This window comes from Mycobacterium shunyiense (assembly GCF_058270075.1).
This window is the reverse complement of record NZ_JBZDPU010000015.1, coordinates 239201-264125: the sequence shown is the minus strand read 5'-3', so window position 1 is coordinate 264125 and position 24925 is coordinate 239201. Positions and strand designations below refer to the sequence as shown.

Sequence of the window (24925 nt, the reverse complement as noted above, 5' to 3'; positions counted from 1 at the left end):
AATGGACTACGGTTCGGGTGTGCCCAAACAGTCCTTCGGCGATATCGCGTGCTCGATCGCGCGCGCGGTCGACGTGGTCGGGCAACGCTGGACTCCGTTGATCCTGCGTGACCTGTTCGCGGGGTTGACGCGGTTCGAGGACATCCGCCGCGACCTCGGTATCGCGTCGAACATCCTGGCCGCGCGTCTCGACGAACTCGAAGGCCACGGAGTCGTGGAACGACGGCAGTATCAGAGCGCGCCACCGCGGTACGAGTACCTGCTCACCGACAAAGGCCGCGATCTCTACCCGGTGATCGCAACGCTGGTGGCGTGGGGGGACAAGTGGCTGGCCGGGTCGGATGGACCGCCGGCCGTACTTGTTCACGACGAATGTGGTTGTGTCACAACAGCGAAGACGGTATGCGCCCAGTGTGGCGGAGAACTCAGCGCAGACACCACCACCGCCACGGCCGGTCCAGGTGCGCGGCCCGGCCCGGGCACCGCCGTCATCGGCGAGTTCATCGGGGGCCGCGACGCCTAGCTCGGTCGACCTCAGTCGAGCGTGGCTCCGATACACACGGTGACGTAGGGCAGCGCCAGGCCCGACGAATGGGCCAGCGCCGGGTGGGTGGACAGCAGTTCGCGGACCTGCTCCAGTGTCTGGGTGCGCACCCGCTCCGGTGAGGTGATGCAGTAGCTGCGCGAGGCCACCAGATCGATGAGTGCCTGGGGCGTCAGATAACTCGTCCACTCCACCTGGTGACGTTCGATCGCGCCGAACGGTTCACCCAGTGCCACCTCGCTGTTGGGATCATGTTCGGGCCCGATGATGCGGCCCAGATCCTTGACCCAGCCCGACCGCTCGTCGCGGGTGTTCCACACCAGACCTAGTCGACCGCCCGGGCGCAGCACCCGGCTGACCTCCTTGACCGCCCGCTCCGGGTCGAACCAGTGCCACGCCTGGGCCACCAGCACCGCGTCGACGCTGTTGTCGGCCAGTGGAATCTCCTCGGCGGTACCGAGCAGTGCCGGGGTGTCCGGCAATGAGTTCGTCAGCAGCTCAAGCATTTCCGGAATGGGGTCGACGGCGATGACGTCCAGCCCGCGCTCGACGAGCCGGGTGGTCAGCTTGCCGGTACCTGCGCCCAGATCCAGCACGTCGTGGGCACCCTCGGGCAGCAGCCAGTCGATCGCCTCCGGCGGATACGACGGCCGGCCGCGTTCGTAGGCTGCGGCCTCTGAGCCGAAGGACAGGGAACGCGCCTTGGGTGAACTCACCGCTGTGCCAGCTCCAGTGTGCGGCGGATCAATTTACCCACCACCTCCGTCTCGACCAGGAAGCCGTCGTGGCCGAACGCTGAGTCGACCACGTCGAGGCCGTTGCAGCCCGGCAGCAACTCGGCCAGTTCCTGTTGCAGCCGGATGGGGTAGAGCCGGTCGGAGGTGATCCCGCCGACGATGACGGGCACCGGACAGTTACGCAGTGCGCTGGCGACTCCGCCGCGTCCGCGGCCCACATCGTGGGTGGACAGCGCATCCGAGAGAGTCACATAGGTGCCAGGGTCGAATCGGCGGGCCAGTTTGCCGCCCTGGTACTCGAGGTAGCTCTGCACCCCGTAACGCCCGCCGTCGGTCGGGTCCTCGTCGCCCTGGGCGTCGTTTCCGAAGCGGTCGTCGAGTTCCTCTTCACCGCGATAGGTCAGGTGCGCGAAGCGCCGGGCGATCTCCATTCCGGCCGACGGTGACCGGCCGGTGTCGTAGTAATCACCGCCCTGCCAGTCCGGATCTGCCTTGATCGCGGCCACCTGGGTGCTCTGGGTGCCGATCTGGTCGGCGGTCGCACGGGCCCCGACGGCCAGTACCAACCCGGCCCGAACCTCGTCGGGGTGCCCGACGAGCCATTCCAGCGCTCGGGCGCCGCCCATCGACCCGCCGACCACCGCGGCGACCTCGGTGATGCCGAGGGCGGCCAGTGCAGCCCGGTCGGCCTCGACCTGGTCGCGGATTGTGATCTGGGGAAACCGTGAGCCCCATGGCTTTCCGTCGGGGGCAAGGGAACCCGGTCCGGTCGAGCCCTGGCAGCCGCCGAGCACGTTGGTCGAGATCGCGCACCACTGGTCGGTATCGATCGGGGCGCCCGGTCCGGCCACCCCGTCCCACCAACCCGCGGTCGGATGGCCGTCGCCGGCCGGTCCGGTGACATGGGAGTCGCCGGTCAGCGCGTGCAGCACCATCACCACGTTGTCGCGTGCGGGGGACAGCTTGCCCCAGCGCTGCACGGCGATCGACACGTCGGGCAGGACAGTGCCGTTCTCCAGCGTCAGGGCACCGATGTGCACCACGCTGATCTCGCCTTCGGCGGGCAACGGGACGGTGGACACGGCGGGTTCTTCGGTGATCGTCATGCCGGTCTTCTCTCGCCGTCCTACACCGTCGCCGCAGTCTGCGCGACGCCGCTGAACGGACGGGCGGCGGCGAATCCCTGCTCCAGGTCGGCCAGGATGTCGTCGATGCCCTCGATACCGACGGCCAGCCGCACCAGGCCGGGGGTCACGCCGGTGGACAGCTGCTCCTCGGGGGAGAGCTGTGCGTGCGTGGTCGAGGCGGGGTGGATCACCAACGAGCGCACGTCACCGATGTTGGCGACGTGGCTGTGCAACGTGAGGGCGTTGACGAACGCCTTGCCCGCTTCCACACCGCCCGCCAACTCGAATGCCAGCACGGCGCCGGTGCCCTTGGGTGCCAGCTTCTGCCCCAGCTCATACCAGGGAGAGGTGGGGAGTCCGGCGTAATTCACCGAGGTGACGCCGGAGTGCCCGGCCAGGTACTCGGCGACCTTCTGCGCATTGGCCACGTGGCGTTCAACACGCAGCGACAGCGTTTCCAATCCCTGCGCGATCAAAAAGGCGTTGAACGGCGACAGGGCGCTGCCCAGATCGCGCAGCAGCTGCACGCGGGCCTTGAGCGCGTAGGCGGGTGCGCCGAGCTCGGCGAAGATCACGCCGTGGTAGCTGGGGTCCGGCTCGGTGAACCCCGGGAAGCGTCCGTTGGTCCAGTCGAAGTTGCCGCTGTCGACGATCACACCGGCAATCGCCGAACCGTGCCCGCCCAGGTACTTGGTGGCCGAGTGCACCACGATGTCGGCGCCGAGGGCGATGGGCTGGATCAGGTAGGGCGTGGCGATGGTGTTGTCGACGATCAGCGGGACACCGTTCTCGTGTGCCACGGCGGACACGTTCGGGATGTCGAGGATGTCGATCTGGGGGTTGGAGATCGTCTCGGCGAAGAAGGCCTTGGTGTTCGGCCGCACGGCCGCCCGCCATGAGTCGGGAGCATCAGGGTCTTTGACGAAGCTGACCTCGATGCCGAGCTTGGGCAGCGTGTAGTGGAACAGGTTGTACGTGCCGCCGTACAGGCGTGGGCTGGACACGATGTGGTCACCGGCGCCGGCCAGGTTGAGGATGGCGAAAGTCTCGGCGGCCTGCCCGGAGGACAGCAGCAGCGCGGCGACGCCGCCTTCGAGTGCGGCGATGCGCTGCTCGACCACGTCGGTCGTGGGATTCATGATCCGGGTGTAGATGTTGCCCGGCTCGGCCAGCCCGAACAGGGCGGCCGCGTGGTCGGTGTCGCGGAACGTATAGGACGTCGTCTGGTAGATCGGCAGGGCGCGGGCGTTGGTGGCGCTGTCCGGCGTCTGACCGGCATGGACCTGCTTGGTCTCGAACGACCAGTTTTCGGCGGTTGTCATGGCTTGATGTCTCCTCCGGGTGAGGGGATGAGGAAGGTAGGGGTGTGGGTCGGCTACCGGACGTCTCGCTCGTCGACTACGACGACACGCGAACATCGACAGTTCATGGACACATACACATGGCTGGCCTCCATCAGGTTTCCCTGTCTGTCTGGGGGCCCGTACCTTCGGACCCGCGCTTGCCTTACAGCCGCGAACGACTGCTCAACCTGGTCATCACCCGGGGCACCCCACCGCGGTTGGAGGGTTGCCGGCCAGCAAGCCGGGGCTTGATGCTGACACTCATGACCGGCCTGCAGCTTATCGCAACGCGCTGAGGCGGTGCCAGTCGGTTCTTCAACGTGTTTGCCGGTTCTGCGCGGACGGGACTGAAACACGTTCGGTTCGGCGGGTGCGTGGAGGTGTCGGGCGCCTGAACGTAAGCCAAAGTTACTGGTCAGTAATGAAAGCTGCTCCTTCGCGGCGATCCGCTCCCTTGTAGTCTGGCCCGCGATAACAGAGCAGCGAATAACCGCGGGTGAGAACGAGTGATCCTCGTCCAACCCAGACTGACGCCGGGAGAGCAACCATGACTGCCCAGCAGCCGACCATCATCTACACGCTGACCGACGAGGCGCCGCTGCTTGCGACGTACTCCTTCTTGCCGATCATCCGCGCCTTTGCAGAGCCGGCGGGTATCGATATCCAGACCAGTGACATCTCGGTTGCGGCCCGCATCCTGGCCGAATTCGGTGACTATCTGACCGACGACCAGAAGGTCCCGGACAACCTGGGCGAACTGGGGCGTCTCACTCAGCTGCCCGAAACCAACATCATCAAGCTGCCCAACATCAGCGCGTCGGTCCCGCAGCTCGTGGCCGCGGTCAAGGAGTTGCAGGAAAAGGGCTACGCGGTGCCCGACTTCCCGGGCGACCCGAAGACCGACGAGGAGAAGGCGATCCGCGATCGCTACTCGAAGATCCTCGGCAGCGCAGTGAACCCCGTTCTGCGTGAAGGCAACTCGGACCGCCGCGCTCCCAAGGCGGTCAAGGAATACGCGCGCAAACACCCGCACAGCATGGGCGAGTGGTCGCAGGCGTCGCGTACCCACGTGGCCACCATGAAGACCGGCGACTTCTACCACGGTGAGAAGTCGATGACCCTGGACAAGGCGCGCAACGTACGCATGGAGCTGGAGACGTCCGGCGGCGAGACCATCGTGCTCAAGCCCGAGGTGAAGCTCGACGAGGGCGACGTCATCGACTCGATGTACATGAGCAAGAAGGCGCTGATCGAGTTCTACGAGGAGCAGATCGAGGACGCCTACAAGACGGGCGTGATGTTCTCGCTGCACGTCAAGGCGACCATGATGAAGGTCAGCCACCCGATCGTGTTCGGCCACGCCGTCAAGGTCTTCTACAAGGACGCCTTCGCCAAGCACGAGAAGCTGTTCGACGAGCTCGGGGTCAACGTCAACAACGGTCTGTCGGATCTCTACAGCAAGATCGAGGCGTTGCCGGCCTCGCAGCGGGAAGAGATCATCGAGGACCTGCACCGCTGCCACGAGCACCGGCCCGAACTGGCCATGGTGGATTCGGCCAAGGGCATCTCGAACTTCCACTCGCCGTCGGACGTCATCGTCGACGCGTCGATGCCGGCCATGATCCGCCTCGGCGGCAAGATGTACGGCGCCGACGGCCGCACCAAGGACACCAAGGCGGTCAACCCGGAGTCGACCTTCTCCCGGATGTACCAGGAAGTGATCAACTTCTGTAAGACCCACGGTCAGTTCGACCCGACCACGATGGGCACGGTGCCCAACGTCGGTCTGATGGCGCAGAAGGCCGAGGAGTACGGCAGCCATGACAAGACCTTCGAGATCCCGCAGGCGGGTGTCGCCAAGATCGTCGACATCGATTCCGGTGAGGTGCTGCTGAGCCAGGAGGTCGAGGAGGGCGACATCTGGCGGATGCCGATCGTCAAGGATGCCCCGATCCGCGACTGGGTCAAGCTGGCCGTCAACCGGGCTCGGTTGTCCGGTATGCCTGCCGTGTTCTGGCTCGATGACGAGCGCCCGCACGAGAACGAGCTGCGCAAGAAGGTCAAGGCCTACCTCAAGGAAGAGGACACCGAGGGCCTGGAGATCACGATCCTGCCGCAGGTCTGGGCCATGCGCTACACCCTGGAGCGGCTGATCCGCGGCAAGGACACCATCTCGGTGACCGGCAACATCCTGCGTGACTACCTGACCGACCTGTTCCCGATCCTGGAGTTGGGTACCAGCGCCAAGATGCTCTCGATCGTGCCGCTGATGGCCGGTGGCGGGCTGTACGAGACCGGTGCGGGCGGCTCGGCCCCCAAGCACGTCCATCAGCTGGTGGAAGAGAACCACCTGCGTTGGGACTCGCTCGGCGAATTCCTGGCGCTGGGCGCCAGCCTGGAGGACCTCGGCAACAAGACCGACAACGCCAAGGCCAAGGTGCTGGCCGCCGCGCTGGACACCGCGACCGGAGAGTTGTTGAACGAGAACAAGTCTCCCTCGCGCAAGACCGGTGAGCTGGACAACCGCGGCAGCCAGTTCTACCTGGCGCTGTACTGGGCGCAGGCGCTGGCCGAGCAGACCGAGGACAAGGAACTGGCCGCGCACTTCGCGCCGCTGGCCAAGTCTCTCGGCGAGCACGAGCAGGCCATCGTCGCCGAACTCAATGCGGCGCAGGGCAAGCCGGCCGACATCGGCGGCTACTACTACCCGGATGCCGAGAAGACCGCCGCGGTGATGCGTCCGAGCAAGACGCTCAACGACGCGCTGGCGGCTTCCGAGAAGGCTTAGGTGGCAAGTCAGGGCGGCGGCGATAATCCCGTCGCCGCCCTGACTGCTGTCTGGCGTTCAGTCCTTGGCGCCTGCGGACGCGGGCTAGCCTGTCGCGCGCGTTTGGTCCGTGTGCCGGTCGACGAACTCGGTGATCAGCCGGGTGATGGTTTCGGGTGCCTCGAACATCGGCACGTGTCCCACACCCTTCAGCGTGGTGACCACGGCATCGGGTGCCAGGCTCTTGGTGAAGTGCCGGGTGAATCGCGGCGCGGGCAGCACCCGGTCCTTCTCGCAGATCACGAGTTGCGTCGGGGTCCGCGAGTTCTTGATCTCCATCAGTCCCGCGGTGGTCAGTGCCTTGACCATGAGCTTGAAGTAGGCCGGGCAGTGTGCCAGATCGTCGATCAGATCGCGACGGTCGCTGTCGTTGAGCACCTCGGGGGTCGCGCTCACGGCCAGATATGAGATCTGCTTCGTCATCGGGAGTTTGAGCAGCTGCTGGCGCAACACCGCAGTGGACAGCACGACCGGCAGGGCCGCCATGAACTTGGCGATGATCTCGTACTTCGCCGGGGTGAACCGCGACCAGCCTCCCGCGGGAGCGATGCCGGTCAGCGTGCGGGCCCGGCCACGGCGTTCCAGTTCGAAGGCCACCCAGCCGCCGAGCGAGTTCCCGACGATGTGCGCGGTGCACCAGCCCAGCTCGTCGAGCCGGCGTTCGACGTCGTCCGCCAGGGTTGCGACGTCGAGAAGTATCGGGGCATGCGGACCGCCGTGGTGGCCGGCCATGGTGGGCGCGAACACCTCGTAGCGCCCGGTCTGCGCGAGTTGGGGTGCGACGTACTTCCACACGCTCTGCGACAGCAGGAACGGGTGCAGCAGCAGGATCGGTTCGCCTGATCCCAGGTGAATGGGGGCACGTTCAGCCATGTCGCCCGACATTAAGGTGATACCGCCGGTACCGCAAGGGCCTGTCGGTGCGGATCGGTAGGGTCTGGGCGTGGCATCTCCGGCACCTCTGACTGTCAGCACCATCAACGTCAACGGCATTCGCGCCGCGGTCAAGCAGCGGTCCACCGAGAATCTGGGCCTGCTGCCCTGGCTGAAGGAAACCGAGGCGGAGGTGGTGTGTCTGCAGGAGACCCGCGCCGACGACGAGCAGCTCAACGATGCCCTGGCCCCAGCTCTGGCCGACGGGTGGAATCTGGCCTCGGCCGTCCCGCATGTCAAGGGCCGCAACGGGGTTGCGGTGTTGTCCCGGCACCCCATCGAGGCTGCGCGACTGTTGGTGTCCGACGAGTTCGAGGCCCACGGCCGCTACCTCGAGGTGGACACCGCGGGAGTGACGGTGGCCAGCGTGTACGTCCCGACGGGCGAGGCGGAGACGGACCGTCAGCTGGAGAAGGAACGGTTCATGGCCACCGTCGCCGCCCGGATGGCCGAGCTGCTGGAGCATGACGCGGTGCTGTGCGGGGACTGGAACATCGCCCACACCGAGAACGACATCAAGAACTGGAAGGGCAACGTCAAGAAGGCCGGCTTCCTGCCCGGTGAGCGGGCCTGGCTCACCGAACTCTTGGGCACCGGCTGGGTGGATGTGGTGCGGGTGCTACATCCCGACGTGGCCGGACCGTACAGCTGGTGGTCGTGGCGCGGTAAGGCTTTCGACAACGACGCCGGCTGGCGCATCGACTACCACCTGGCCAGCCCAACCTTGGCCGGCCGGGCGACCGCAGCCCGGGTGGACCGGGCCGAGTTGTACGCGCTGCGGTGGTCGGATCACTCACCCGTGACGGTCAACTACGGCTGAGGCCAGTTCGGCCTCCGGCCGAGATGCAGCAGGACCTTCTCGAAATCCGTTGCGGCCGCGGCGTCGACCGCGCGGTCGAACGGTGAGGCCGCACTGTCACGGAAGTCCCCGTCGGGAATCCCCATGACCAGTGGCAGTAATGCGGTGACAGCGTCGTCGGGCAGTTGGTACGGCACACCCATCGAAGCCGCGACATCCCACCCGTGGACGGCGTAGTCGACGAAGTGGAAGCCGATCGCCAGGGCGCCGGGGAACGTCGCATCCGGACCGAACTCGGGCAAGGCGAACGTTGCCTCGGTGATTCCGTCGGCGGCGAACGCGTCCAGCACCTCGTGGGCGGCAGCGGCATAGGTGCCGGCCGGGTCGGCGCGGACGGCGTCGGCCACCGTCGCCACCTGCCATACCGCTTCGTCGGCGCCATTTCCGCGCGCGGCCGCGGCGAATCCGTGGTGCTGCACGGTCATGTGGGCCAGCAGGTCGGCGAGCGTCCACCCGGTGCAGGGCGTGGGCCGGTCCAGGTCGGACGCGCGGACCGCGTCGACGGCTTCGACGGAGCGCAGCACGGCGACGCGGTGAAAGGTACGTGGGTCTATTTCAATAGTAGGCATACGCTTACGATAAGCGTGAGCACATCATATGGCAACGCCTACGCTGATCAGGGTGTCGAAGCGTCCGGATCTGGCAGCCATGCTCGCCCCGCTGTTGCGGGAGCTGATGGCCGCCGAACAACCGGTCCTCGACGCTCACGGTGTGTCGATGTGGGGTTACGTCGTCCTGCTCGCCCTCGACCGGTCCTCGGTGCGGACGCAGGCGGCGCTGGCCGAGGCGATCGGCGCGGACAAGACCCGCATCATCCGCACCCTCGATGACCTGCAGCAGCAGGGCTTCATCGAGCGTGAGGCCGATCCCGACGACCGTCGGGTCCGGCTGTTGGGCATCACCGAGGCGGGCCGGGCCGTCAAGGATGCGGTCCAACGGGAGATCCAGCGCGGGGAGGAGCGCTGGCTGGGCGAGCTGACCGCCGAGGAGCGAAAAGTGTTCTTGCGGGTCCTGCAGCGGCTGACCCCTGAATAATGCGGATGACGCCAGTGCGAAAATCAACAGCATCATGAGTAGCGGAAGCAAACAGGTCGTATTCTCGGGCGCTCAGCCCACCTCGGACTCCCTGCACCTCGGTAATGCCCTGGGCGCCGTCACGCACTGGGCGCAGCTACAGGATGGGTACGAGGCGTTCTTCTGCGTCGTCGACCAACACGCCATCACCGTGCCGCAGGATCCCGAGACCCTGCGTCGGCGCACGCTGGTGACCGCCGCGCAGTACCTGGCGCTGGGCATCGATCCGGCGCGCAGCACCGTGTTCGTCCAGAGCCATGTCCCCGAGCACAGCCAATTGGCTTGGGTGCTCGGATGTTTCACCGGCTTCGGCCAGGCATCGCGGATGACACAGTTCAAGGACAAGTCGCAGAAGCAGGGTGCGGACGCCACCACCGTGGGCCTGTTCACCTATCCGGTGCTGATGGCCGCCGACGTCCTGCTCTACGACACCGATCTGGTGCCGGTCGGAGAGGATCAGCGTCAGCACCTGGAGCTGGCCCGCGACCTGGCGCAGCGGTTCAACGCCCGGTTCCCCGACACGTTCGTGGTGCCCGAGGCGATGATTCCGAAGGCCACGGCCAAGATCTACGACCTGCAGGATCCGTCGGCGAAGATGAGCAAGTCTGCGGCGTCCGATGCCGGGCTGATCAGCCTGCTCGACGATCCGAAGGCCACAGCCAAGAAGATCCGCTCCGCGGTGACCGACAGCGAGCGTGAGATCCGGTTCGATCAGGAGAACAAGCCGGGTATCTCCAACCTGCTCACCATCCAGTCCGCGGTGACCGGGGCCGACATCGACAAGCTGGTCGAAGGCTATGCGGGCCGCGGCTACGGCGATCTCAAGAAGGAGACCGCCGAGGCCGTGGTCGAGTTCGTCACGCCGATCAAGACCAGGGTCGATGAACTCCTGGCCGATCCGACCGAACTCCAGTCGGTTCTGGCCGCCGGGGCGGAACACGCCCGGGAGGTCGCGGGGAAGACCCTCGCCCGGGTTTACGACAAGATAGGGTTTCTCCAGCAAACGTGATGAGTGGCCAGGGGAGGGTCGGCGGTGAACGAGCCGGAGAAGCCGGGATTACTGGCACGGGTCCGCGCCCGCTTCCCCTGGTTCGACCACGTGATGCGGGCACAGGAGCGCTATAACGACTGCAACGGCAACTTCTACGCCGCTGGCATCACCTATTTCACGATCTTCGCCCTGTTCCCGCTACTGATGGTCGGGTTCGCCGCCGGTGGCTTCCTGCTGTCGCGCCGTCCGGATCTGCTCGAAGAAATCGAGCACCGGATCCGTGAGGCGGTGTCCGGTGACCTCGGCCAGCAACTGGTCACGCTGATGGACTCGGCCATCGCCTCGCGCGGTACGGTCGGCGTGATCGGCCTTGCGACCGCGGCGTGGGCCGGACTGGGCTGGATGGCCAATCTGCGTGAGGCACTGAGCCAGATGTGGGAGCAACACGCCGAGTCCAGCTTCGTCGGCAACAAGCTGTCGGATCTGCTCGCACTGGTGTCGGCGTTCCTGGCGATGGTGGTCACCATCGGGCTGACCGTGCTCGGGGACCCCTCCTTGATGCGGAAGATATTGCGCTGGATCGGCCTTCACGACGGCGCCCTACTCGGCGGCGGGTTGCGCGTCATCTCGATCGCGGTGTCGGTCTCGATCTCGTGGCTGTTGTTCACCTGGATCATCTCCCGGTTGCCGCGCGAACCGGTGCCGTTCCGCCGGTCGATCCGGGCCGGCCTCCTGGCTGCCGTGGGTTTCGAGATCTTCAAGCAGGTGGCGTCGATCTACCTGCAGTCCGTGCTGAACGGCCCGGCTGGGGCGACGTTCGGCCCCGTGCTTGGCTTGATGGTGTTCGCCTATGTCACCGCGCGGCTGATCTTGTTCGCGACGGCCTGGGCGGCGACGTCCACGGAGAGCCTGGCCGAGGCGCCGGTGCCACCACCGGATCCTGCGCAGATCGTCACCAGGGTGCAGGTCCACGAGGGTATCGGGGTGACCGGAGCCTTGGCCGCGGCCGCCATGGGAGCCATTGGGGCCCTCGGGCTTTCGCGCCTGCTGCGCCGCTAGTAACCGGACGGCCGGTGGTCGGTGGCTGCGGCTCACCCACGGCTTTGTCACGCTGGAGTGGCGCCGGCGGTCGAGCGTCACGCTGGAGTGCGCACCCGCCGCACTTTGTCACGCTGGAGTGGCGCCGGCGGTCGACAGCCACGCTGGCGTGACAAAGCAGGGCGGGAAAACGTCTAGTGGCTGACGGCCTTGAGGCCCACGATGCAGCCGACGACGCCGAGCATCAGTAGAACCTTGATGACCGACGCGGACTCGGCGCCGGTGATCATGGCGAAGGCGACGGTGAGCACCGCGCCGATGCCGACCCAGATCGCATAGCTGGTGCCGGGCGGCAGGCTGCGCATCGCGATTGCCAGCCCGATCATCGACAACACAAGGGCCACACCGAAAATCACCGACGGAACCAGACGTGTGAAACCCTCTGTCTTGCTCAGGGCAGTCGCCCAGACCGCTTCCAGGACACCTGAGACGACGAGAATCAGCCATGCCATGGCACACCTCCAAACACCCCGTCTTGTCGCTGGCCGGGTACGGGTGCGCCTCGTCCGGTGCCATGTGCTGGCGACTCCCATTGTAACAACGACGTAACATTGCGGGCTGTGAGCTTGGCAACCACCTGGTCGCGGTCGATCGGCATCGATGTCCCAATCGTCAACGCGCCGATGGGCGGTGCGGCAGGAGGCCGGCTGGCCGCCGCGGTCTCGGCTGCCGGCGGTCTGGGCATGGTCGGCATGGGCAGCTCGGCGACAGCTGACCAGTTGACGGCCGAGTTGGCTCAACTCGACGGGCAGCGATTCGGAATTGGCTTGGTGCACTGGGTTGCCCAGGATCGGCCCGATCTGTTCGACGTGGCCTTGGCCGCCCAGCCGGCGCTGTTGAGCGTGAGCTTCGGGGATGACTGGGACTGGGTGCGTCGGGCGCATGATGCGGGCCTCACGGTGACAACCCAGGTGGCGACGGTCGATGCCGCCCGGCGTGCAGTCGACGCCGGTGTCGACGTGGTGGTGGCCCGGGGCGCCGAAGGTGGCGGCCACGGTGAGCCAACGGTCGGGACGCTGCCGCTGTTGACCGAGGTACTCGACGCCGTCGACATACCGGTACTGGCCGCCGGCGGGATCTCCTCGCCGCGCGCGGTGGCTGCGGTGCTGGCGGCGGGAGCGGGTGCCGCCTGGGTCGGCACGGCATTCGCGGCGTGTGTCGAGGCGCTAACGCCGGCGCCGGCGCGTGATGCGTTGCTGGCCGCGGCGGGTGACGACACCGAGCTCACCACCGGCTACGACGTCGCCGCCGGCTATCGGTGGCCGGCGACGATTCCCGAGCGAGTGCTGCGTGGATCGCCCGTCAACGCGGGACAGGGCGTAGGTGCGGTGCAGCGGGAGGCCGGTGCTGCCGAAATCGTGCGGTCGCTGTCCGACGGCGCCGAGCAGCTACTGCGACGTTGGCAGTGATGAGCCTGCCAAACCGCCGAGAGCGGCGGCGGATTGGCAGGCCCGGGACGTATTTAACTCGCTCGGCAATTATGTGTCAGCCGAATCGGCGAATTCGTTACCGGTAGCTGAGAGCCTCCTCCACGATCGAGGCCACCTGGCCCGCACCGTCCTCGGCGTTGATCTGGACGGCAAGGCTTTCGGCGCTGTCTCGAAATATATTGGTCGACAACACTTTTCGAATCGACGTGGCCAGATTGTCCGGGTTGAGGCGATTCTGCCGGAGCGGTGGCGGGCTGACGCCGAGTTCGACGAGCCGTTGTGCCCAGAACGGTTGGTCTCCGATGCCGGCCGGGACCGCAATTGTTGGTACGCCCGCCCGCAGGCCGGCGGCTGTCGTGCCCGCGCCGCAATGATGTACGACGGCTGCCGCCCGTGGGAACAACCAGTCGTGTGGCACCTCGCCGACGGCGAGCACGTCGTCGCCGCAGGCATCGAGTCCCGACCATCCGGCCTGGATCACTGCCCGGGTGCCTGTGGTTCGAACGGCCTGCGCCACAACGGTGGACAAGGTCTCGGCCGCGACGCGGCTGTTGACGGTGCTGCCGAAACCGATGACAACCGGCGGTGGGCCGGCGTCGAGGAACCTCACCAGTTCGGCGGGTGGTTGCCACCCGACCGGGCGGGCCGGCCACCAGTAGCCGACGACGTCGATCCCCGTTCTCCAGTCCGACGGCCTCGGCGCAACCGCAGGGGAGTAGCCGTACAGGATGGGCCAATGAACGTCGCTGCGTTGCCGTCGTAGTGATCGAGCCGAGGCCTTCGACAGACCGAGTCTCTCGCGAAAGTGGTTGGTAGTCCTGCCGTATAGGCCGTCGATCATCGTCTCGCCGATCCGCGCCGCCGCCCGGTTTCCGTACCGACCGGCGGTCCACGCTCCCATCAACGCCGGCGGGTGGTCCGCAGTCGTCGACATGGGCTGCAACCGCACGCCGATGCTGGGGATGGCGAGCGCCTCGGCCAGCGGATGGCCGACCAGTTCGGCGAACGGCGACAGCAGCAGGGCGTCGATCCCCTCGTCGCCCACGGCGGCCAGCACGCCCTCGCCCAACCCTCGCATGCCGCGTGGGGAGAGGAACGCTGCCATCGCCTGCGCGGCCTGGCGTGCCGACACGTCCGATAGATCGGCTGTGTTGTCGTCGGGGCCGTCGTCGAGGCCGCGGAACTCCAGCCCGCATCCGGTCACCAGATCGGCGAATGCCTGAAATGCCAACATGATCACGCGATGGCCGGCTTGCCGCAGCCGCATACCGACCCCGGTCAGCGGTGCGACATCACCGCGACTGCCGATGGCGATGATCGCGATGGTCGCCACTTACCCTCCCGGGGTGGCGAACACGAACAACGCCATGAAGGCGATGTTGATGAAGAACGTGGCCTCCACCAGGCTGACGGTGATGAAAAACGGTGTGTACAAACGTGCTTGGGCCTCTGGCTGGCGCGCGACACCGGCGATGAATTGCGAGCCGGCCAGCCCGTCGCCGATTCCGGCGCCGATCGCGCCGCCGGCGAGCACGATCCCGCCGGCCAGCAGGGCGTGGCCCATCAATTCCTCACTTGCCATGGTGCACCTCCTGTGATCGATCGAGCAGTTTGGTGATGACGGCGGCGGCGTTCGCGGCACCGTCCTCGCGATCGAGCTGCTTCGAGAGTTCCTGGGCCCGAGCGCGGTACGACCCGGTGGTGACAACGTCGCGGATGCTGCGCGACAAGGACTCGGCGTTCAGCGATCGGCGCTGCATCGGCAGGGCCGCCACACCGAGTCGGTGCATTCGCGCGGCCCAGAAGGGTTGGTCCATGATTCCTGTCACCGGCACCGACGGGATACCGGCGCGTAACGCCGCTGCCGTGGTGCCCGCGCCGCAGTGGTGGACCGCCGCCGACATCTGAGGAAGCAGCCAGGAATGCGGGACGTCACCGATCGTGATGACCTCGTCACTGTCGCACCGAAGACCGGCCCAGCCGCGCTGGACCACGGCCCGAACCCCTGCACGGCGGACCGCGGCCCCGATGATCTCTGAGAGTTGGGGACCGTGCGCCGTTGCGGTGCTTCCGAGTCCGATGTAGACCGGCGGCGGTCCGGCCTGCAGAAAATCGGTGAGCCGTGTTGGTGGCTGCCATCCGCCGGGGTGCTGTGGCCACCAGTAGCCCGTCACGTGGAGATGCGGCGGCCAGTCCCCGGGCTTGGGCACGATGTGTGGGCTGAAGCCGTGCAGGATCGGCCAGCCGGCCGTACGTCGCCGCTGGTAGTCCGTGCGTGATGTGGCCGTTAGGCCCAGGCCGGCGCGAAGCTCGTTGATCACTGGTAGATAGGCCTTTTCGCCGACGGCGCCGATACGCCCCAACATTCGATTGCCACAACGGCCGAAAGATCTCGCGCTGAGCACCGATGGTGGGAAGTCGCCGGTCGGTGCGGTGGGCTGGAGAAACACACCGGCGCTCGGGATGCCGAGTCCCTCGGCCACGTGGTATCCCACGACCGCTGCCACCGCGGGCAGCAGAAGCAGGTCCGCGTCGGCCGCGGTATCGGCCAGGGCCACACCCAGATCGCGCATGTCCGAGCGCATCTCGTCCAGCAATCGAGTCGATGGCCGCATTCGGCCACCATCGACGAAAGCTTGTGCCGCGGGGGAGTTCCTGGTCGCCTGTTCGGTGTCCCCGGGCAGCGGTCGGAAGTCGACACCGGTGTCGGTGACGAGCGCTCGGTAGGGTTCCTGCGCGGCGATCGCCACCTGGTAACCGCATTCGATCAGGTGCCGGGCCAGCCCCGTGTACGGTGCGACGTCGCCGCGGGTGCCGAACGCCGCGATCATGACGGTGGTCATCGTGCCGTGGCCTTCGCGAAGATCTCGACAAGCACCTCGCCGTGGCCGACCACGTCGTAGTCGGGATCTCGGGCGTACTCTTGCGCCGCACTGTCCAACGCGCCGCGCAGGATGTTCTTCATGAACAGCGGTGACAGTTCCCGGAATTCGCCGTCGTTCATTCCGGCCTCGAAGACGGTCAGCGGGTCCAGGGCGGCTAGATCCCCGGTCGGCGGATGGTCTTGAACGGCTTTGGCGGCCGCTTGGTCAACCCGTAGTCCGTTTGCGTCCCGGTAGCCGGAGATGAGCTCGAGCATTGCCACGGCCGCGGCTCGGTTGGCCGCGACGAACGCCACGTTGGCCCGGATGTAAGCGGACAGCTTTGCCGCCGCGGTGGTTTCGGCATTCACCGCGGGCACGATCACTGCGGCACCACGCGTGAAGATCTCGGTGAAGACCGCCTCGACGACTTCGGACTTGCTGGTGAAGTGGTAGAGCACAGCGCTTTTCGCGATCCCGATGTGCTCGGCGATGCGCGCCAGGGAAGCCTGCGGATAGCCCTGTTCGGCGATCACCTCCAGGGCGCCCTCGACGATCTGCCGGCGCCGGGCCTGTTCGGTAAACGTTTTCGTGCGTTCAGACCGCATGGTCTGAGATTAGACCGATCGGTCAGACATTGGCAAGGGTGCACCGTCGCTAGGTGCGCGAGGCCTTCGCCGCACCTCGCTTCGCCTTGGCGATGAACCGGATGATCAGCGCGGCCAGGACAATCATGAGGAACGGTCCGTAGAACTCCGTGTAGGTGACGCCTCGACGCCAGTAGGCGATGAAGAACGTAAACCAGATGACGTAGCTGCCGGTGAGGTGCAGGTTCTTCCACGTCGAGTACTGCATGCGCTTGGAGATGCGGTCGAACGAGGTGATGGTCATCGCGATGATGAATCCGTAGGCGATGAAGTCCAGGACAAAGACACCGTGGGGGGTGGGATCGACGACGCGGGTCTCGAACCGCTGTTGGTTCAGAACGATTGTCGTGACGATGAATGCGGCGTGGACGAAGTGAGATCCGGCGAAGCCGACGCCGAGATAGCGTCGGTTGCGGCGGATCCACTTGGTGGTGTTGTTCGGCCACAACTGGTACAGCGACGACGCGGTGAAGGCGAGCAGGAAAAGGATCGCCGATGTCCGGGCAGTGATGCGGATGCCGAGGTTGGCTCCGTTGACGCCGCCCACCACCCACGCCGCGAGGGTTGAGCCGACGGCGATCGCCACGATGAGGAACCACGTCAACGTCCAGCCTGAAAGCATGGACTTGAGTGGGGCGCGGGGGGCCGGTGCGGCGTTTTCGGCGTCAGATATTTCGGTCGACACTTCTAGAACTCCTCCTGCTGAGACGGGCCTTGTCCGAAGATCACGCCATCTAGTCGAACACGATTGAGTCATCGCATCCAACGAGCGTTTTCGATGAATGTCATCTACATAGCAGATGAAGGTGTCTATCCCGGGGCGCACTATGGCCGGCTGCGTGCAATCCGAAGAGGTTGCCGCCGAAGCATTTCGCAGATGCCGATAGATCGCAGATCAGCGAATGGTTCGGCGGTTCAGTGACCGTGCGCCCATCATCAGCATCAACACGATCAGGGCCCCGACGATCCCGACGCCGACCCGCACGGGCAGGGCATCTGCCGGAGGCAGCACCGAAGCCGCTTGCGCAGCGGCCGCTGGGTCGGCCTTGGGGGCGGTCAGCGACGGATCGGGGTCGACGAGAGTTCCGACCTTGGTTCCCGGGGGAGTGGCGAACCCGTAGTCGAGCAGGTGTGCGGCCTGCTCCCACGGCGCGATCGGGACCCGGGTGCCCTTCATCAGGATGGCCACCAGGCGGCGGCCGTCACGATTGGCGGCGCCCACGAATGTCTGCCCCGCGTCATCGGTGTATCCGGTCTTGCCGCCCATCGCGCCCGGGTAGTTGTAGAGCAGCTTGTTGTCGTTCTCCACCTGGTAGGACGGATTACCGTCACGTCCGGGGAAGTCGTAGGTCTGCGTCCTGACGATGTCGGCGAAGGCTGGGTTCTGCCAGGCGTAGCGGTAGAACAGGGCGATGTCGTAGGCCGAGGTGCTCATACCGGGGCCGTCCAGGCCAGACGGTGTGGCCGCGCGGGTATCGCGCCCGCCGAGCTTGCCCGCCAGGATGTTCAGTTTCTGTAGCGCGGGGTCCATGCCGCCCAGCTGAACCGCGAGGGCATGTGCGGCGTCGTTGCCGGAGTGCATCAACAGACCGTGCAGCAGGTCGTTGATCGTGTACTGACCGCCGGGCCCGACGCCTACCCGGGTGCCCTCGGAGTTTGCGTCGTCCTGGGTACCGGCAACCAACTTGTTGAGGTTGAGTTCGTTGAGCGCAGCGGTGGCCACCAATACCTTGATGATGCTGGCCGGGCGGTGCCGGCCGTGCGGGTCGCGGGCGGCGATGATGTCGCCACTGTCGAGGTCGGCGACCACCCAGGCCTCGGCGGAGACATCGTTGGGCAGTGGCGGAGTGTTTGCGGCGGTGATCACTCCGCAGCCTGAGAGCGCCTCACCGCCAACCGTCTTGGCGGGTACGGGCAGTGGTCCCGGTGTGACCTCGCCTGGCTTGGGCACTTCCGAGGCGTCGACCGCAGGGGGAGTGGTGACCTTGTACGGGCATTCGGGCGCCGGGTCAGCATTGGCTACGCCGGCCGTCATCAGGGGTGCCGTCAGCATCGTCAGTGCCGCAAACACGGACACTGCGCGCTGGGTAGTCCTCCGCAAGGTCGCCATCGTGTCCGAAGATTAGGTGACTCGGACACAATTTCCCGTTTGCCACGCTGTGACGTGTGTGGTTTGTGTGACAAATGTGAACGTGCTGTATGCGGCGGTGGGCATGCGTGGTCGGCTCGGCATGTCGATCCGGGCAGACATTCGGGCCCCGCGGAGGATGGGACCCGAATGCTTGCCGGTTACCCGGCGTCCCCCGACCCGGAGGAAGCTCGGCAGCGCTGTTGGCGGGTCTGGCTTTACTTTGCAGAGGAGGCCTCGCCTGGAGGAACGAGGATTGGTCCGCAGGTTTCGTAGCCGCGAGGACAAGCGGGGAATCGCCGTCGGGATCACCCGGCAGGGTCAGGACTATCTGCGGCCGGTGCTGCGCACATACGCCATGCTGGTGCGGCAGTTCTATCTCGCGCCGCTGGACCGGGAACAGATGAACGCTCTGGGGGACAGCGCCAGACGCGTCGGCGATGCCTTGAAGAACCGCAACTAACCCAAGTCGCGAAGGTCGGCACAGGCCAGCGCCGGGAAGGCGATCGTCGACATCCACAGCCTGCCTGCGGATTCCACGACCCCGGTGACAGTGCCGAAATCCGGCCGGGTGGTACGCAGCCCGGCGAGCGCCTCGCCGGAGTCGGCGTCGAAGGCCAGCACCCACACCTGGGGACGGATCTTGGGTTGGAGTCGGTCAGGCAACTGCCACAGCAGTTTTCGGATCACCGGCGCGCGCGGTGCGAGGGCCTCTGCGGCGGCGTTGGGCGGAGACACCATCGCCACCCAGATCCGGCCGTCGGCGCCGGTGGAGATGTTGTCCGGGTACCCGGGCAGGTGCACCGCCAGCGGCGTCACCGACCCGGCCTGCGGCCCGCTCAGCCAGTACTTCGACAAGCGCCGGCCCTGAGTTTCGGCGAACACCAACGCCGACTCGTCGGCGGTGGTGGTCACGCCGTTGGCGAAGTACAGGCCGTTCAGCAGTGTGGTGACCGAGCCGTCGGTATTCAACCTGAACAGGCTGCCGCGGCCGCGGGCTTCCATGACGGCGCCGGCGAAATGCTCGAAATGGAAATGACTGGTCGACTCGGTGAAATAGATTGTGCCGTCGGCCGTCTCGGTGACATTCGAGCAGAACCTCAACGGGCGGCCATCCACCGATTCCACCAGCGTGGACAACACTCCGGTAGCAGGTTCCAATGCCAGCAGTCCGCGGTGGCTGTCGCAGATGAGCAACCGGCCGTCGCGGGCGACATGCAGGCCCAGCGGACGTCCGCCGGTATTGCCCACCACTTCAGCCGCTCCGTCGGGCGACACCCGCACGATGCGTCCATCGACCAGCCCGGTCCACAGTTGCCCGGAGGCGTCGACCACGACATCCTCGGGCCCGTCGCCAGGCAGCGGGACGATGGTCAGTTCGGCAGGGCCGAAGTTCGGCAACTCGTCAATGGGAGGCGGAGTCCAACGAACCGGATCGATCGGGGGTTTACGTGGCACGCCGCCAGTCTGCCGTCGAAACGGCATTCCGGCAGAGAGTTACTCGAACTTCTTCTGCCGGAATGCCGTTTCGACGCAAAGGGGGTGGGGCTACAACAGCTTTCCTGCCTCGGACAGCACGCCGTGCAGGATCTCGTAGATCGCGTCGAACTCGGCCTGCCCGCTGATCAGTGGCGGGGCCAGCTGGATCACTGGGTCGCCACGGTCGTCGGCGCGGCAGTACAAGCCGGCCTCCCACAGCGCCGGGGTCAGGAACCCGCGCAGCAGACGCTCGGACTCTTCGTCGTTGAAGGTCTCCTTGGTCGCTTTGTCCTTGACGAGTTCGATGCCGTAGAAGAAGCCCTCGCCGCGGACGTCGCCGACGATCGGTAGGTCGTAGAGCTTCTCCAGGGTGGCCCGGAACGCCGGGGCGGCTTGCTTGACGTGGTCGTTGATGCCCTCGCGCTCGAAGATGTCGAGGTTGGCCATGGCGACCGCGGCTGAAACCGGGTGTCCGCCAAAGGTATAGCCGTGGCCAAAGACGGTCTTGCCGTCGTTGAACGGTTCGAAGAGGCGGTCACTGGCCACCATCGCCCCCAGCGGTGAATAGCCCGAGGTCAGGCCCTTGGCGCTGGTGATGATGTCGGGTACGTAGCCCAAGTCGTCGCAGGCGAACATCGACCCGATGCGACCGTATGCGCAGATCACCTCGTCGGACACCAGCAGCACGTCGTACTGGTCGCAGATCTCGCGGACCCGCTCGAAGTAGCCGGGCGGGGGTGGGAAGCAACCCCCCGCGTTCTGCACCGGCTCGAGGAACACCGCAGCGACGGTCTCGGGTCCCTCGAACTCGATGGCCTCGGCGATCCGGTCCGCGCAGTAACGGCCGAAAGCCTTTTCGTCGTGCGCGTATTCGGCAGGTGCCCGGTAGAAGTTGGTGTTCGGAGCGCGGAAGCCGCCGGGGGTCAGCGGCTCGAACGGAGCCTTGAACGCCGGGATGCCGGTGATCGCCAGCGCGCCCTGCGGGGTGCCGTGGTAGGCGATCGCGCGCGAAACCACTTTGTGCTTACCGGGTTTTCCGGTCAGCTTGAAGTACTGCTTGGCCAGTTTCCAGGCGCTCTCGACGGCCTCGCCGCCGCCGGTGGTGAAGAAGACCCGATTCAGATCGCCGGGGGCGTAGTTGGCCACGCGTTCGGCCAGTTCGATGGCCGGCGGCGTGGCGTAGGACCACAGCGGGAAGAAGGACAGCTTCTCGGCCTGCTTGGCGGCAGCCTCGGCAAGCTCCTTGCGGCCGTGGCCCACCTGGACGACGAAAAGGCCGGACAGGCCGTCGATGTAGCTCTTGCCCTTGTCGTCGAAGATCCGGACACCCTCGCCGCGGGTGATGATGGGCGGTGTGATGCCTTCGCCGTGCCGGGCGAAGTGTCCCCACAGGTGGCGGTTCGCCTTGGCGGCCAGATCTGTGGTGGAGGTGGTTGGTGCGTGTTCTGCGATAGTCATCGCGTTCCCCAATTGTATTGCTGTTTGACAAGTTTCAGGTAAACAAGGGTTTCGGTGGTTATCACTCCCGGCAGCGAGCGGATCTGGGTGTTGAGAAGTTCGAGCAGGCTGTCGTCGTCTTCGCAGACCACTTCGCAGATGGCGTCGAAGGATCCCGCGGTCAGTACCACGTAGTCGACGGCGTCGATGGCGGACAGTTTCTCGGCCAGCTTGAGGGTGTCGCCGGTGCACCGGATGCCGATCATCGCCTGGCGCGCGAACCCGAGTTGCAGCGGATCGGTGACCGCGACGATCTGCATGACACCCGCGTCGACCATGCGTTGCACGCGTTGGCGCACCGCGGCCTCGGACAGGCCCACGGCCTTACCGATCCCGGCATACGAACGGCGGCCGTCGGCCTGCAGCTTCTCGATGATCGCCTTCGACAGGTCGTCGAGTTGAAAGGCGGTGCGAGAATTGTTGTTCACCCGCAGTGGGACGGGCTGAAGGTCGTCACCCTCAGGGTTGCTCATGCCTCCGATTGTGCACGGAATCCGTCGTTTGTGGCAATCGAATCGATGAAATCCCTTGTTTGAACCGGGTCCAACGCGGGATTGCGTAGAGAAGAAATGTGGCATCGGTTACCGTGGGGCTCCATGAGCGTGGCAGTGAATGTGACAAGCAGCTGGATCAATGGGGCGCCCGTGGCGACCTCCGGGCCGACCCACCAGATCATCGACCCGGCCACCGGGCAGGCCGTTGCCGATTACGCCCTGGCCACCCCGGACGACGTCGACAACGCCGTCGCTGCCGCCCGCCAGGCGTTCCCCGGGTGGTCCAAGGCGACACCCGCCGAGCGGTCCGCGGTGCTGGCCAAGCTGGCCAAGCTCGCCGACGAACATGCTGATCAGCTGATTGCCGAGGAGGTCAGCCAGACCGGCAAGCCGGTGCGCCTGGCCACCGAGTTCGACGTGCCGGGCAGCATCGACAACATCGACTACTTCGCCGGTGCGGCCCGCCACCTGGAGGGCAAGGCCACGGCCGAGTACTCCGGTGACCACACCTCCAGCATTCGGCGCGAAGCCGTCGGCGTCGTCGCCACCATCACCCCGTGGAACTACCCGCTGCAGATGGCGGTGTGGAAGGTCATCCCGGCGCTGGCGGCCGGCTGCTCGGTCGTCATCAAGCCGGCCGAGATCACCCCGCTGACCACCCTCACTCTGGCGCGGCTGGCCACCGAGGCCGGGCTGCCCGACGGAGTGTTGAACGTGGTCACCGGTGGTGGCGCCGACGTGGGCAACGCCCTTGCCGGGCACCGCGACGTGGATGTCGTCACCTTCACCGGCTCGACCGCCGTCGGCCGCAAGGTGATGGCGGCCGCCGCCGTCCACGGCCACCGCACCCAGCTTGAGCTGGGTGGCAAGGCGCCGTTCGTGGTGTTCGACGACGCCGATCTGGACGCCGCGATCCAGGGGGCGGTGGCCGGTTCGCTGATCAACACGGGCCAGGACTGCACCGCTGCGACCAGGGCGATCGTGGCCCGGGACCTGTACGACGACTTCGTCGCCGGCGTCGCCGAGGTGATGAGCAAGATGGTCGTCGGAGATCCGCACGATCCCGACACCGACCTGGGCCCGCTCATCTCGTTCGCCCACCGCGACAAGGTCGCGCAGATGGTGGCGCGCGCACCCGAGCAGGGCGGCCGCGTCGTCACCGGCGGGGTTGCGCCCGATCTCCCGGGTGCGTTCTACCGGCCCACCCTGATCGCCGACGTCGCCGAGACCTCCGAGGTCTATCGCGACGAGATCTTCGGTCCGGTGCTCACCGTGCGGCCGTTCACCGATGACGACGACGCGATCCGGCAGGCCAATGACACCGTCTATGGTCTGGCAGCCTCGGCCTGGACCCGCGACGTGTACCGCGCCCAGCGCGCCTCTCGCGAGATCAACGCCGGATGCGTGTGGGTCAACGACCACATCCCGATCATCAGCGAGATGCCGCATGGTGGCGTCGGCGCGTCGGGCTTCGGCAAGGACATGAGCGATTACTCGTTCGAGGAGTACCTCACCATCAAACATGTGATGAGCGACATCACCGGGGTTGCCGAAAAAGAATGGCACCGAACGGTTTTCAACAAGCGCTGACGCATCTGGAGGGAATGCCGCCGTGGCCATGAAGTGCGTGGTGATCGGCGCCGGCGCCTGGGGTCTGCCCACTGCGGCCGAACTTGCCCGCCGCGGGCACCGGGTGACGCTGATCGATCGCTACGGCCCGCTCAACACGCTGTCGTCATCCGGAGGGTCGACCCGGTTGTGGCGGCTGGCCGATCCCGACCCGCTCCGGGTTCGGTTGGCGCAGCGTGGAGTTGACGCGATGCGGCGCCTGGCCGAACGCGCCGGCACCCCGGTGTTCCTCACCCATGGCCTGCTGTGGCGTGACGACCAGTCACTGCCTGGCGTGCAGTCGACGCTGGACGCTCTCGGGGTGTCGTACACGAGCGTGGCTCCTGGCGATGTGGGCCGGTTCTTCCCCGGTCTGCGCGGCGACGGGCGCCATGCCCTGTGGCAGCCGGTGGCGGGTGTCGTCCTGGCCGGAGAATCGCTCAGGGCGCAGCTGAGCCTCTTCCGGAGTGCTGCCGGCGCAACGGTTCTGGAGCGGGATGTGGCTGCAGTCGAGACGGTGGCCAACGGCGTGCGGGTGGTCCTGGACGACGGTGACACCATCGACGCCGACGTCGTGGTGATCGCTGCGGGGCCGGGGTCGGGGCCGCTGTTGTCGCCGCTCGGCCTCGAGCTGTCGCTGCACCCATACCTGGAACAGGTGGTGTACTTCGGTGATCCGGCGGATCCTGCTGCCACCGACGACTTTCCGTGCCTGTTCGACGGGCCGGGTGAGGACCGCCCCGGCATCTATGCCATGCCCTCGCCGGGCGCGGGGTACAAGATCGGTTTGGACAAGCCCTTGCGGGACTACCGTGCCGGCGACATCGATCGGACGCCCGATGCCGAGCGGACTGCCGTGCTGCGTGACCGGGTGTGCGCCGATATGTCCTCGGTGGATCCGACGGTTCTCGACGCCCAGGTGTGCAGTTGGACCGACTCTCCCGACGGCACCTTCGTCGTCGATCGGCTCGCCGGTGGGATCGTGGTCGCCTGCGGGGACTCGGGGGAGGGCTTCAAGTACTCCGCGCTGATGGGCGAGGTGCTGGCGGATCTGGCCGAGGGACGCGTGCCGGACGCCGATGTGGCCGCCTGGTCGTTGGCGCGCTTCTCTCAGGGCGTGCCCGCGCGCACCGGCCCGCATGTGCTCGGCAGGCACTAGAAGGCCTGCGGGCGTTCTACGGAATCAGTCGTTGGCGGCGTATTTGACCGGGCTGATCATCGGTATTTCTGCCGACAGCTGCTGATAAC

Annotated in this window: 25 protein-coding genes and 2 riboswitches; of the genes, 10 read left to right on the top strand and 15 right to left on the bottom strand. The window is 66.4% G+C overall.

The features are described from left to right. The first annotated feature begins 19 nt into the window (after nucleotides 1-19). The gene (locus AC4ELH_RS15610) at nucleotides 20-523 is read left to right on the top strand and encodes a winged helix-turn-helix transcriptional regulator (protein ID WP_064880191.1); all 504 of its coding nucleotides are present in this window, start codon (nucleotides 20-22) and stop codon (nucleotides 521-523) included. Nucleotides 524-534: 11 nt separating this feature from the next. Here AC4ELH_RS15610 and AC4ELH_RS15605 read toward each other — a convergent pair whose 3' ends face one another. Genes AC4ELH_RS15605 through AC4ELH_RS15595 form a run of 3 tightly spaced genes read right to left on the bottom strand, consistent with a single transcriptional unit; the run spans nucleotide 535 to nucleotide 3730 of the window. Further along, complete coding sequence (locus AC4ELH_RS15605) at nucleotides 535-1260, bottom strand: class I SAM-dependent methyltransferase (protein WP_064880169.1); 726 nt, start codon at nucleotides 1258-1260, stop codon at nucleotides 535-537. Further along, nucleotides 1257-2387 (bottom strand): homoserine O-acetyltransferase MetX, encoded by a 1131-nt coding sequence (gene metX, locus AC4ELH_RS15600; RefSeq protein ID WP_498885282.1) that lies wholly within the window; start codon nucleotides 2385-2387, stop codon nucleotides 1257-1259. The genes AC4ELH_RS15605 and metX overlap by 4 nt, the downstream gene beginning before the upstream one ends. Before the next feature lie 20 nt (nucleotides 2388-2407). After that, a complete protein-coding gene (locus tag AC4ELH_RS15595) occupies nucleotides 2408-3730 on the bottom strand; it encodes a bifunctional o-acetylhomoserine/o-acetylserine sulfhydrylase (protein ID WP_448448568.1) in 1323 nt (440 codons plus the stop codon). A gap of 170 nt (nucleotides 3731-3900) precedes the next feature. Continuing rightward, a riboswitch (SAM riboswitch) is annotated at nucleotides 3901-4020 on the bottom strand. A gap of 278 nt (nucleotides 4021-4298) precedes the next feature. Here AC4ELH_RS15595 and AC4ELH_RS15590 point away from each other — a divergent pair. Continuing rightward, entirely contained in the window at nucleotides 4299-6539 is a 2241-nt protein-coding gene (locus AC4ELH_RS15590; RefSeq protein WP_448448569.1) for an NADP-dependent isocitrate dehydrogenase, read from the top strand. A gap of 84 nt (nucleotides 6540-6623) precedes the next feature. On the opposite strand, the gene ephH is transcribed toward AC4ELH_RS15590, so the two are convergent. Then, nucleotides 6624-7451 (bottom strand): epoxide hydrolase EphH, encoded by an 828-nt coding sequence (ephH, locus tag AC4ELH_RS15585; protein ID WP_498885280.1) that lies wholly within the window; start codon nucleotides 7449-7451, stop codon nucleotides 6624-6626. Nucleotides 7452-7539: 88 nt separating this feature from the next. Between ephH and AC4ELH_RS15580 the strand changes: the two genes are divergently transcribed. Continuing rightward, nucleotides 7540-8331: an exodeoxyribonuclease III gene (locus AC4ELH_RS15580; protein WP_064879449.1), complete on the top strand. Its 792-nt coding sequence runs from the start codon at nucleotides 7540-7542 to the stop codon at nucleotides 8329-8331. Here AC4ELH_RS15580 and AC4ELH_RS15575 read toward each other — a convergent pair. Next, complete coding sequence (locus AC4ELH_RS15575) at nucleotides 8322-8939, bottom strand: TIGR03086 family metal-binding protein (protein ID WP_498885278.1); 618 nt, start codon at nucleotides 8937-8939, stop codon at nucleotides 8322-8324. The genes AC4ELH_RS15580 and AC4ELH_RS15575 overlap by 10 nt on opposite strands. 28 nt (nucleotides 8940-8967) lie before the next feature. Here AC4ELH_RS15575 and AC4ELH_RS15570 point away from each other — a divergent pair, with 28 nt between their 5' ends. From AC4ELH_RS15570 to yhjD, 3 genes are read left to right on the top strand one after another with little or no spacing between them, the layout of a single operon-like run. Next, complete coding sequence (locus AC4ELH_RS15570) at nucleotides 8968-9405, top strand: MarR family winged helix-turn-helix transcriptional regulator (protein WP_064957933.1); 438 nt, start codon at nucleotides 8968-8970, stop codon at nucleotides 9403-9405. Nucleotides 9406-9439: 34 nt separating this feature from the next. Then, nucleotides 9440-10453 carry a tryptophan--tRNA ligase gene (trpS, locus tag AC4ELH_RS15565; RefSeq protein ID WP_064879329.1) on the top strand — a complete coding sequence of 338 codons (1014 nt, stop codon included), beginning with the start codon at nucleotides 9440-9442 and terminating at the stop codon, nucleotides 10451-10453. Nucleotides 10454-10477: 24 nt separating this feature from the next. Next, on the top strand, nucleotides 10478-11494 hold the full coding sequence (gene yhjD, locus AC4ELH_RS15560) for an inner membrane protein YhjD (protein WP_064879331.1): 1017 nt from the start codon (nucleotides 10478-10480) through the stop codon (nucleotides 11492-11494). Nucleotides 11495-11667: 173 nt separating this feature from the next. On the opposite strand, the gene AC4ELH_RS15555 is transcribed toward yhjD, so the two are convergent. Continuing rightward, on the bottom strand, nucleotides 11668-11985 hold the full coding sequence (locus AC4ELH_RS15555) for a DMT family transporter (protein WP_064879333.1): 318 nt from the start codon (nucleotides 11983-11985) through the stop codon (nucleotides 11668-11670). A 12-nt stretch (nucleotides 11986-11997) separates the two neighbouring features. After that, nucleotides 11998-12062: riboswitch (guanidine-III (ykkC-III) riboswitch) on the bottom strand. A 22-nt stretch (nucleotides 12063-12084) separates the two neighbouring features. Here AC4ELH_RS15555 and AC4ELH_RS15550 point away from each other — a divergent pair. After that, entirely contained in the window at nucleotides 12085-12942 is an 858-nt protein-coding gene (locus AC4ELH_RS15550) for a nitronate monooxygenase (protein WP_498885274.1), read from the top strand. 97 nt (nucleotides 12943-13039) lie between these two features. Here AC4ELH_RS15550 and AC4ELH_RS15545 read toward each other — a convergent pair whose 3' ends face one another. The 6 genes from AC4ELH_RS15545 to AC4ELH_RS15520 form a co-directional block, all read right to left on the bottom strand. Beyond that, nucleotides 13040-14296: a glycosyltransferase gene (locus AC4ELH_RS15545; protein ID WP_498885272.1), complete on the bottom strand. Its 1257-nt coding sequence runs from the start codon at nucleotides 14294-14296 to the stop codon at nucleotides 13040-13042. Beyond that, nucleotides 14297-14527: a F0F1 ATP synthase subunit C gene (locus AC4ELH_RS15540; protein WP_165617822.1), complete on the bottom strand. Its 231-nt coding sequence runs from the start codon at nucleotides 14525-14527 to the stop codon at nucleotides 14297-14299. 7 nt (nucleotides 14528-14534) lie between these two features. Continuing rightward, nucleotides 14535-15806, bottom strand: coding sequence for a glycosyltransferase (locus tag AC4ELH_RS15535; protein WP_448448575.1), 1272 nt, complete (start codon nucleotides 15804-15806; stop codon nucleotides 14535-14537). Beyond that, nucleotides 15803-16432 carry a TetR/AcrR family transcriptional regulator gene (locus tag AC4ELH_RS15530; RefSeq protein ID WP_448448576.1) on the bottom strand — a complete coding sequence of 210 codons (630 nt, stop codon included), beginning with the start codon at nucleotides 16430-16432 and terminating at the stop codon, nucleotides 15803-15805. Before AC4ELH_RS15530 ends, AC4ELH_RS15535 begins: the two co-directional genes overlap by 4 nt. 49 nt (nucleotides 16433-16481) lie before the next feature. After that, nucleotides 16482-17156 carry a ferric reductase-like transmembrane domain-containing protein gene (locus tag AC4ELH_RS15525; RefSeq protein ID WP_064879342.1) on the bottom strand — a complete coding sequence of 225 codons (675 nt, stop codon included), beginning with the start codon at nucleotides 17154-17156 and terminating at the stop codon, nucleotides 16482-16484. Between the two features lie 210 nt (nucleotides 17157-17366). Next, nucleotides 17367-18581, bottom strand: coding sequence for a D-alanyl-D-alanine carboxypeptidase family protein (locus AC4ELH_RS15520; RefSeq protein ID WP_448448578.1), 1215 nt, complete (start codon nucleotides 18579-18581; stop codon nucleotides 17367-17369). A gap of 274 nt (nucleotides 18582-18855) precedes the next feature. On the opposite strand from AC4ELH_RS15520, the gene AC4ELH_RS15515 reads away from it, so the two are divergent. Then, a complete protein-coding gene (locus tag AC4ELH_RS15515; RefSeq protein WP_448448579.1) occupies nucleotides 18856-19062 on the top strand; it encodes a winged helix DNA-binding protein in 207 nt (68 codons plus the stop codon). Here AC4ELH_RS15515 and AC4ELH_RS15510 read toward each other — a convergent pair. The 3 genes from AC4ELH_RS15510 to AC4ELH_RS15500 all read right to left on the bottom strand — a co-directional run bounded on the left by AC4ELH_RS15510 (nucleotide 19059) and on the right by AC4ELH_RS15500 (nucleotide 22048). Continuing rightward, nucleotides 19059-20057: an SMP-30/gluconolactonase/LRE family protein gene (locus AC4ELH_RS15510; RefSeq protein WP_448448580.1), complete on the bottom strand. Its 999-nt coding sequence runs from the start codon at nucleotides 20055-20057 to the stop codon at nucleotides 19059-19061. The genes AC4ELH_RS15515 and AC4ELH_RS15510 overlap by 4 nt on opposite strands. Nucleotides 20058-20147: 90 nt before the next feature. Continuing rightward, nucleotides 20148-21536, bottom strand: coding sequence for an aspartate aminotransferase family protein (locus AC4ELH_RS15505; protein ID WP_064879349.1), 1389 nt, complete (start codon nucleotides 21534-21536; stop codon nucleotides 20148-20150). Beyond that, complete coding sequence (locus AC4ELH_RS15500) at nucleotides 21533-22048, bottom strand: Lrp/AsnC family transcriptional regulator (RefSeq protein WP_038566321.1); 516 nt, start codon at nucleotides 22046-22048, stop codon at nucleotides 21533-21535. Before AC4ELH_RS15500 ends, AC4ELH_RS15505 begins: the two co-directional genes overlap by 4 nt. A 123-nt stretch (nucleotides 22049-22171) precedes the next feature. On the opposite strand from AC4ELH_RS15500, the gene AC4ELH_RS15495 reads away from it, so the two are divergent. Then, complete coding sequence (locus AC4ELH_RS15495) at nucleotides 22172-23659, top strand: gamma-aminobutyraldehyde dehydrogenase (protein ID WP_064879351.1); 1488 nt, start codon at nucleotides 22172-22174, stop codon at nucleotides 23657-23659. A gap of 28 nt (nucleotides 23660-23687) precedes the next feature. Next, a complete protein-coding gene (locus tag AC4ELH_RS15490; protein WP_498886175.1) occupies nucleotides 23688-24836 on the top strand; it encodes an FAD-dependent oxidoreductase in 1149 nt (382 codons plus the stop codon). Nucleotides 24837-24925 lie beyond the last annotated feature (89 nt).

What these genes read in the sequence shown, in the direction of transcription:
- metX (WP_498885282.1), bottom strand. Translation starts at nt 2,387, where the DNA reads ATGACGATCACCGAAGAACCCGCCGTGTCCACCGTCCCGTTGCCCGCC.
- AC4ELH_RS15595 (WP_448448568.1), bottom strand. Translation starts at nt 3,730, where the DNA reads ATGACAACCGCCGAAAACTGGTCGTTCGAGACCAAGCAGGTCCATGCC.
- AC4ELH_RS15590 (WP_448448569.1), top strand. Translation starts at nt 4,299, where the DNA reads ATGACTGCCCAGCAGCCGACCATCATCTACACGCTGACCGACGAGGCG.
- ephH (WP_498885280.1), bottom strand. Translation starts at nt 7,451, where the DNA reads ATGGCTGAACGTGCCCCCATTCACCTGGGATCAGGCGAACCGATCCTG.
- AC4ELH_RS15575 (WP_498885278.1), bottom strand. Translation starts at nt 8,939, where the DNA reads ATGCCTACTATTGAAATAGACCCACGTACCTTTCACCGCGTCGCCGTG.
- AC4ELH_RS15570 (WP_064957933.1), top strand. Translation starts at nt 8,968, where the DNA reads ATGGCAACGCCTACGCTGATCAGGGTGTCGAAGCGTCCGGATCTGGCA.
- trpS (WP_064879329.1), top strand. Translation starts at nt 9,440, where the DNA reads ATGAGTAGCGGAAGCAAACAGGTCGTATTCTCGGGCGCTCAGCCCACC.
- AC4ELH_RS15555 (WP_064879333.1), bottom strand. Translation starts at nt 11,985, where the DNA reads ATGGCATGGCTGATTCTCGTCGTCTCAGGTGTCCTGGAAGCGGTCTGG.
- AC4ELH_RS15540 (WP_165617822.1), bottom strand. Translation starts at nt 14,527, where the DNA reads ATGGGCCACGCCCTGCTGGCCGGCGGGATCGTGCTCGCCGGCGGCGCG.
- AC4ELH_RS15535 (WP_448448575.1), bottom strand. Translation starts at nt 15,806, where the DNA reads ATGACCACCGTCATGATCGCGGCGTTCGGCACCCGCGGCGACGTCGCA.
- AC4ELH_RS15530 (WP_448448576.1), bottom strand. Translation starts at nt 16,432, where the DNA reads ATGCGGTCTGAACGCACGAAAACGTTTACCGAACAGGCCCGGCGCCGG.
- AC4ELH_RS15520 (WP_448448578.1), bottom strand. Translation starts at nt 18,581, where the DNA reads ATGGCGACCTTGCGGAGGACTACCCAGCGCGCAGTGTCCGTGTTTGCG.
- AC4ELH_RS15505 (WP_064879349.1), bottom strand. Translation starts at nt 21,536, where the DNA reads ATGACTATCGCAGAACACGCACCAACCACCTCCACCACAGATCTGGCC.
- AC4ELH_RS15500 (WP_038566321.1), bottom strand. Translation starts at nt 22,048, where the DNA reads ATGAGCAACCCTGAGGGTGACGACCTTCAGCCCGTCCCACTGCGGGTG.
- AC4ELH_RS15495 (WP_064879351.1), top strand. Translation starts at nt 22,172, where the DNA reads ATGAGCGTGGCAGTGAATGTGACAAGCAGCTGGATCAATGGGGCGCCC.
- AC4ELH_RS15490 (WP_498886175.1), top strand. Translation starts at nt 23,688, where the DNA reads ATGAAGTGCGTGGTGATCGGCGCCGGCGCCTGGGGTCTGCCCACTGCG.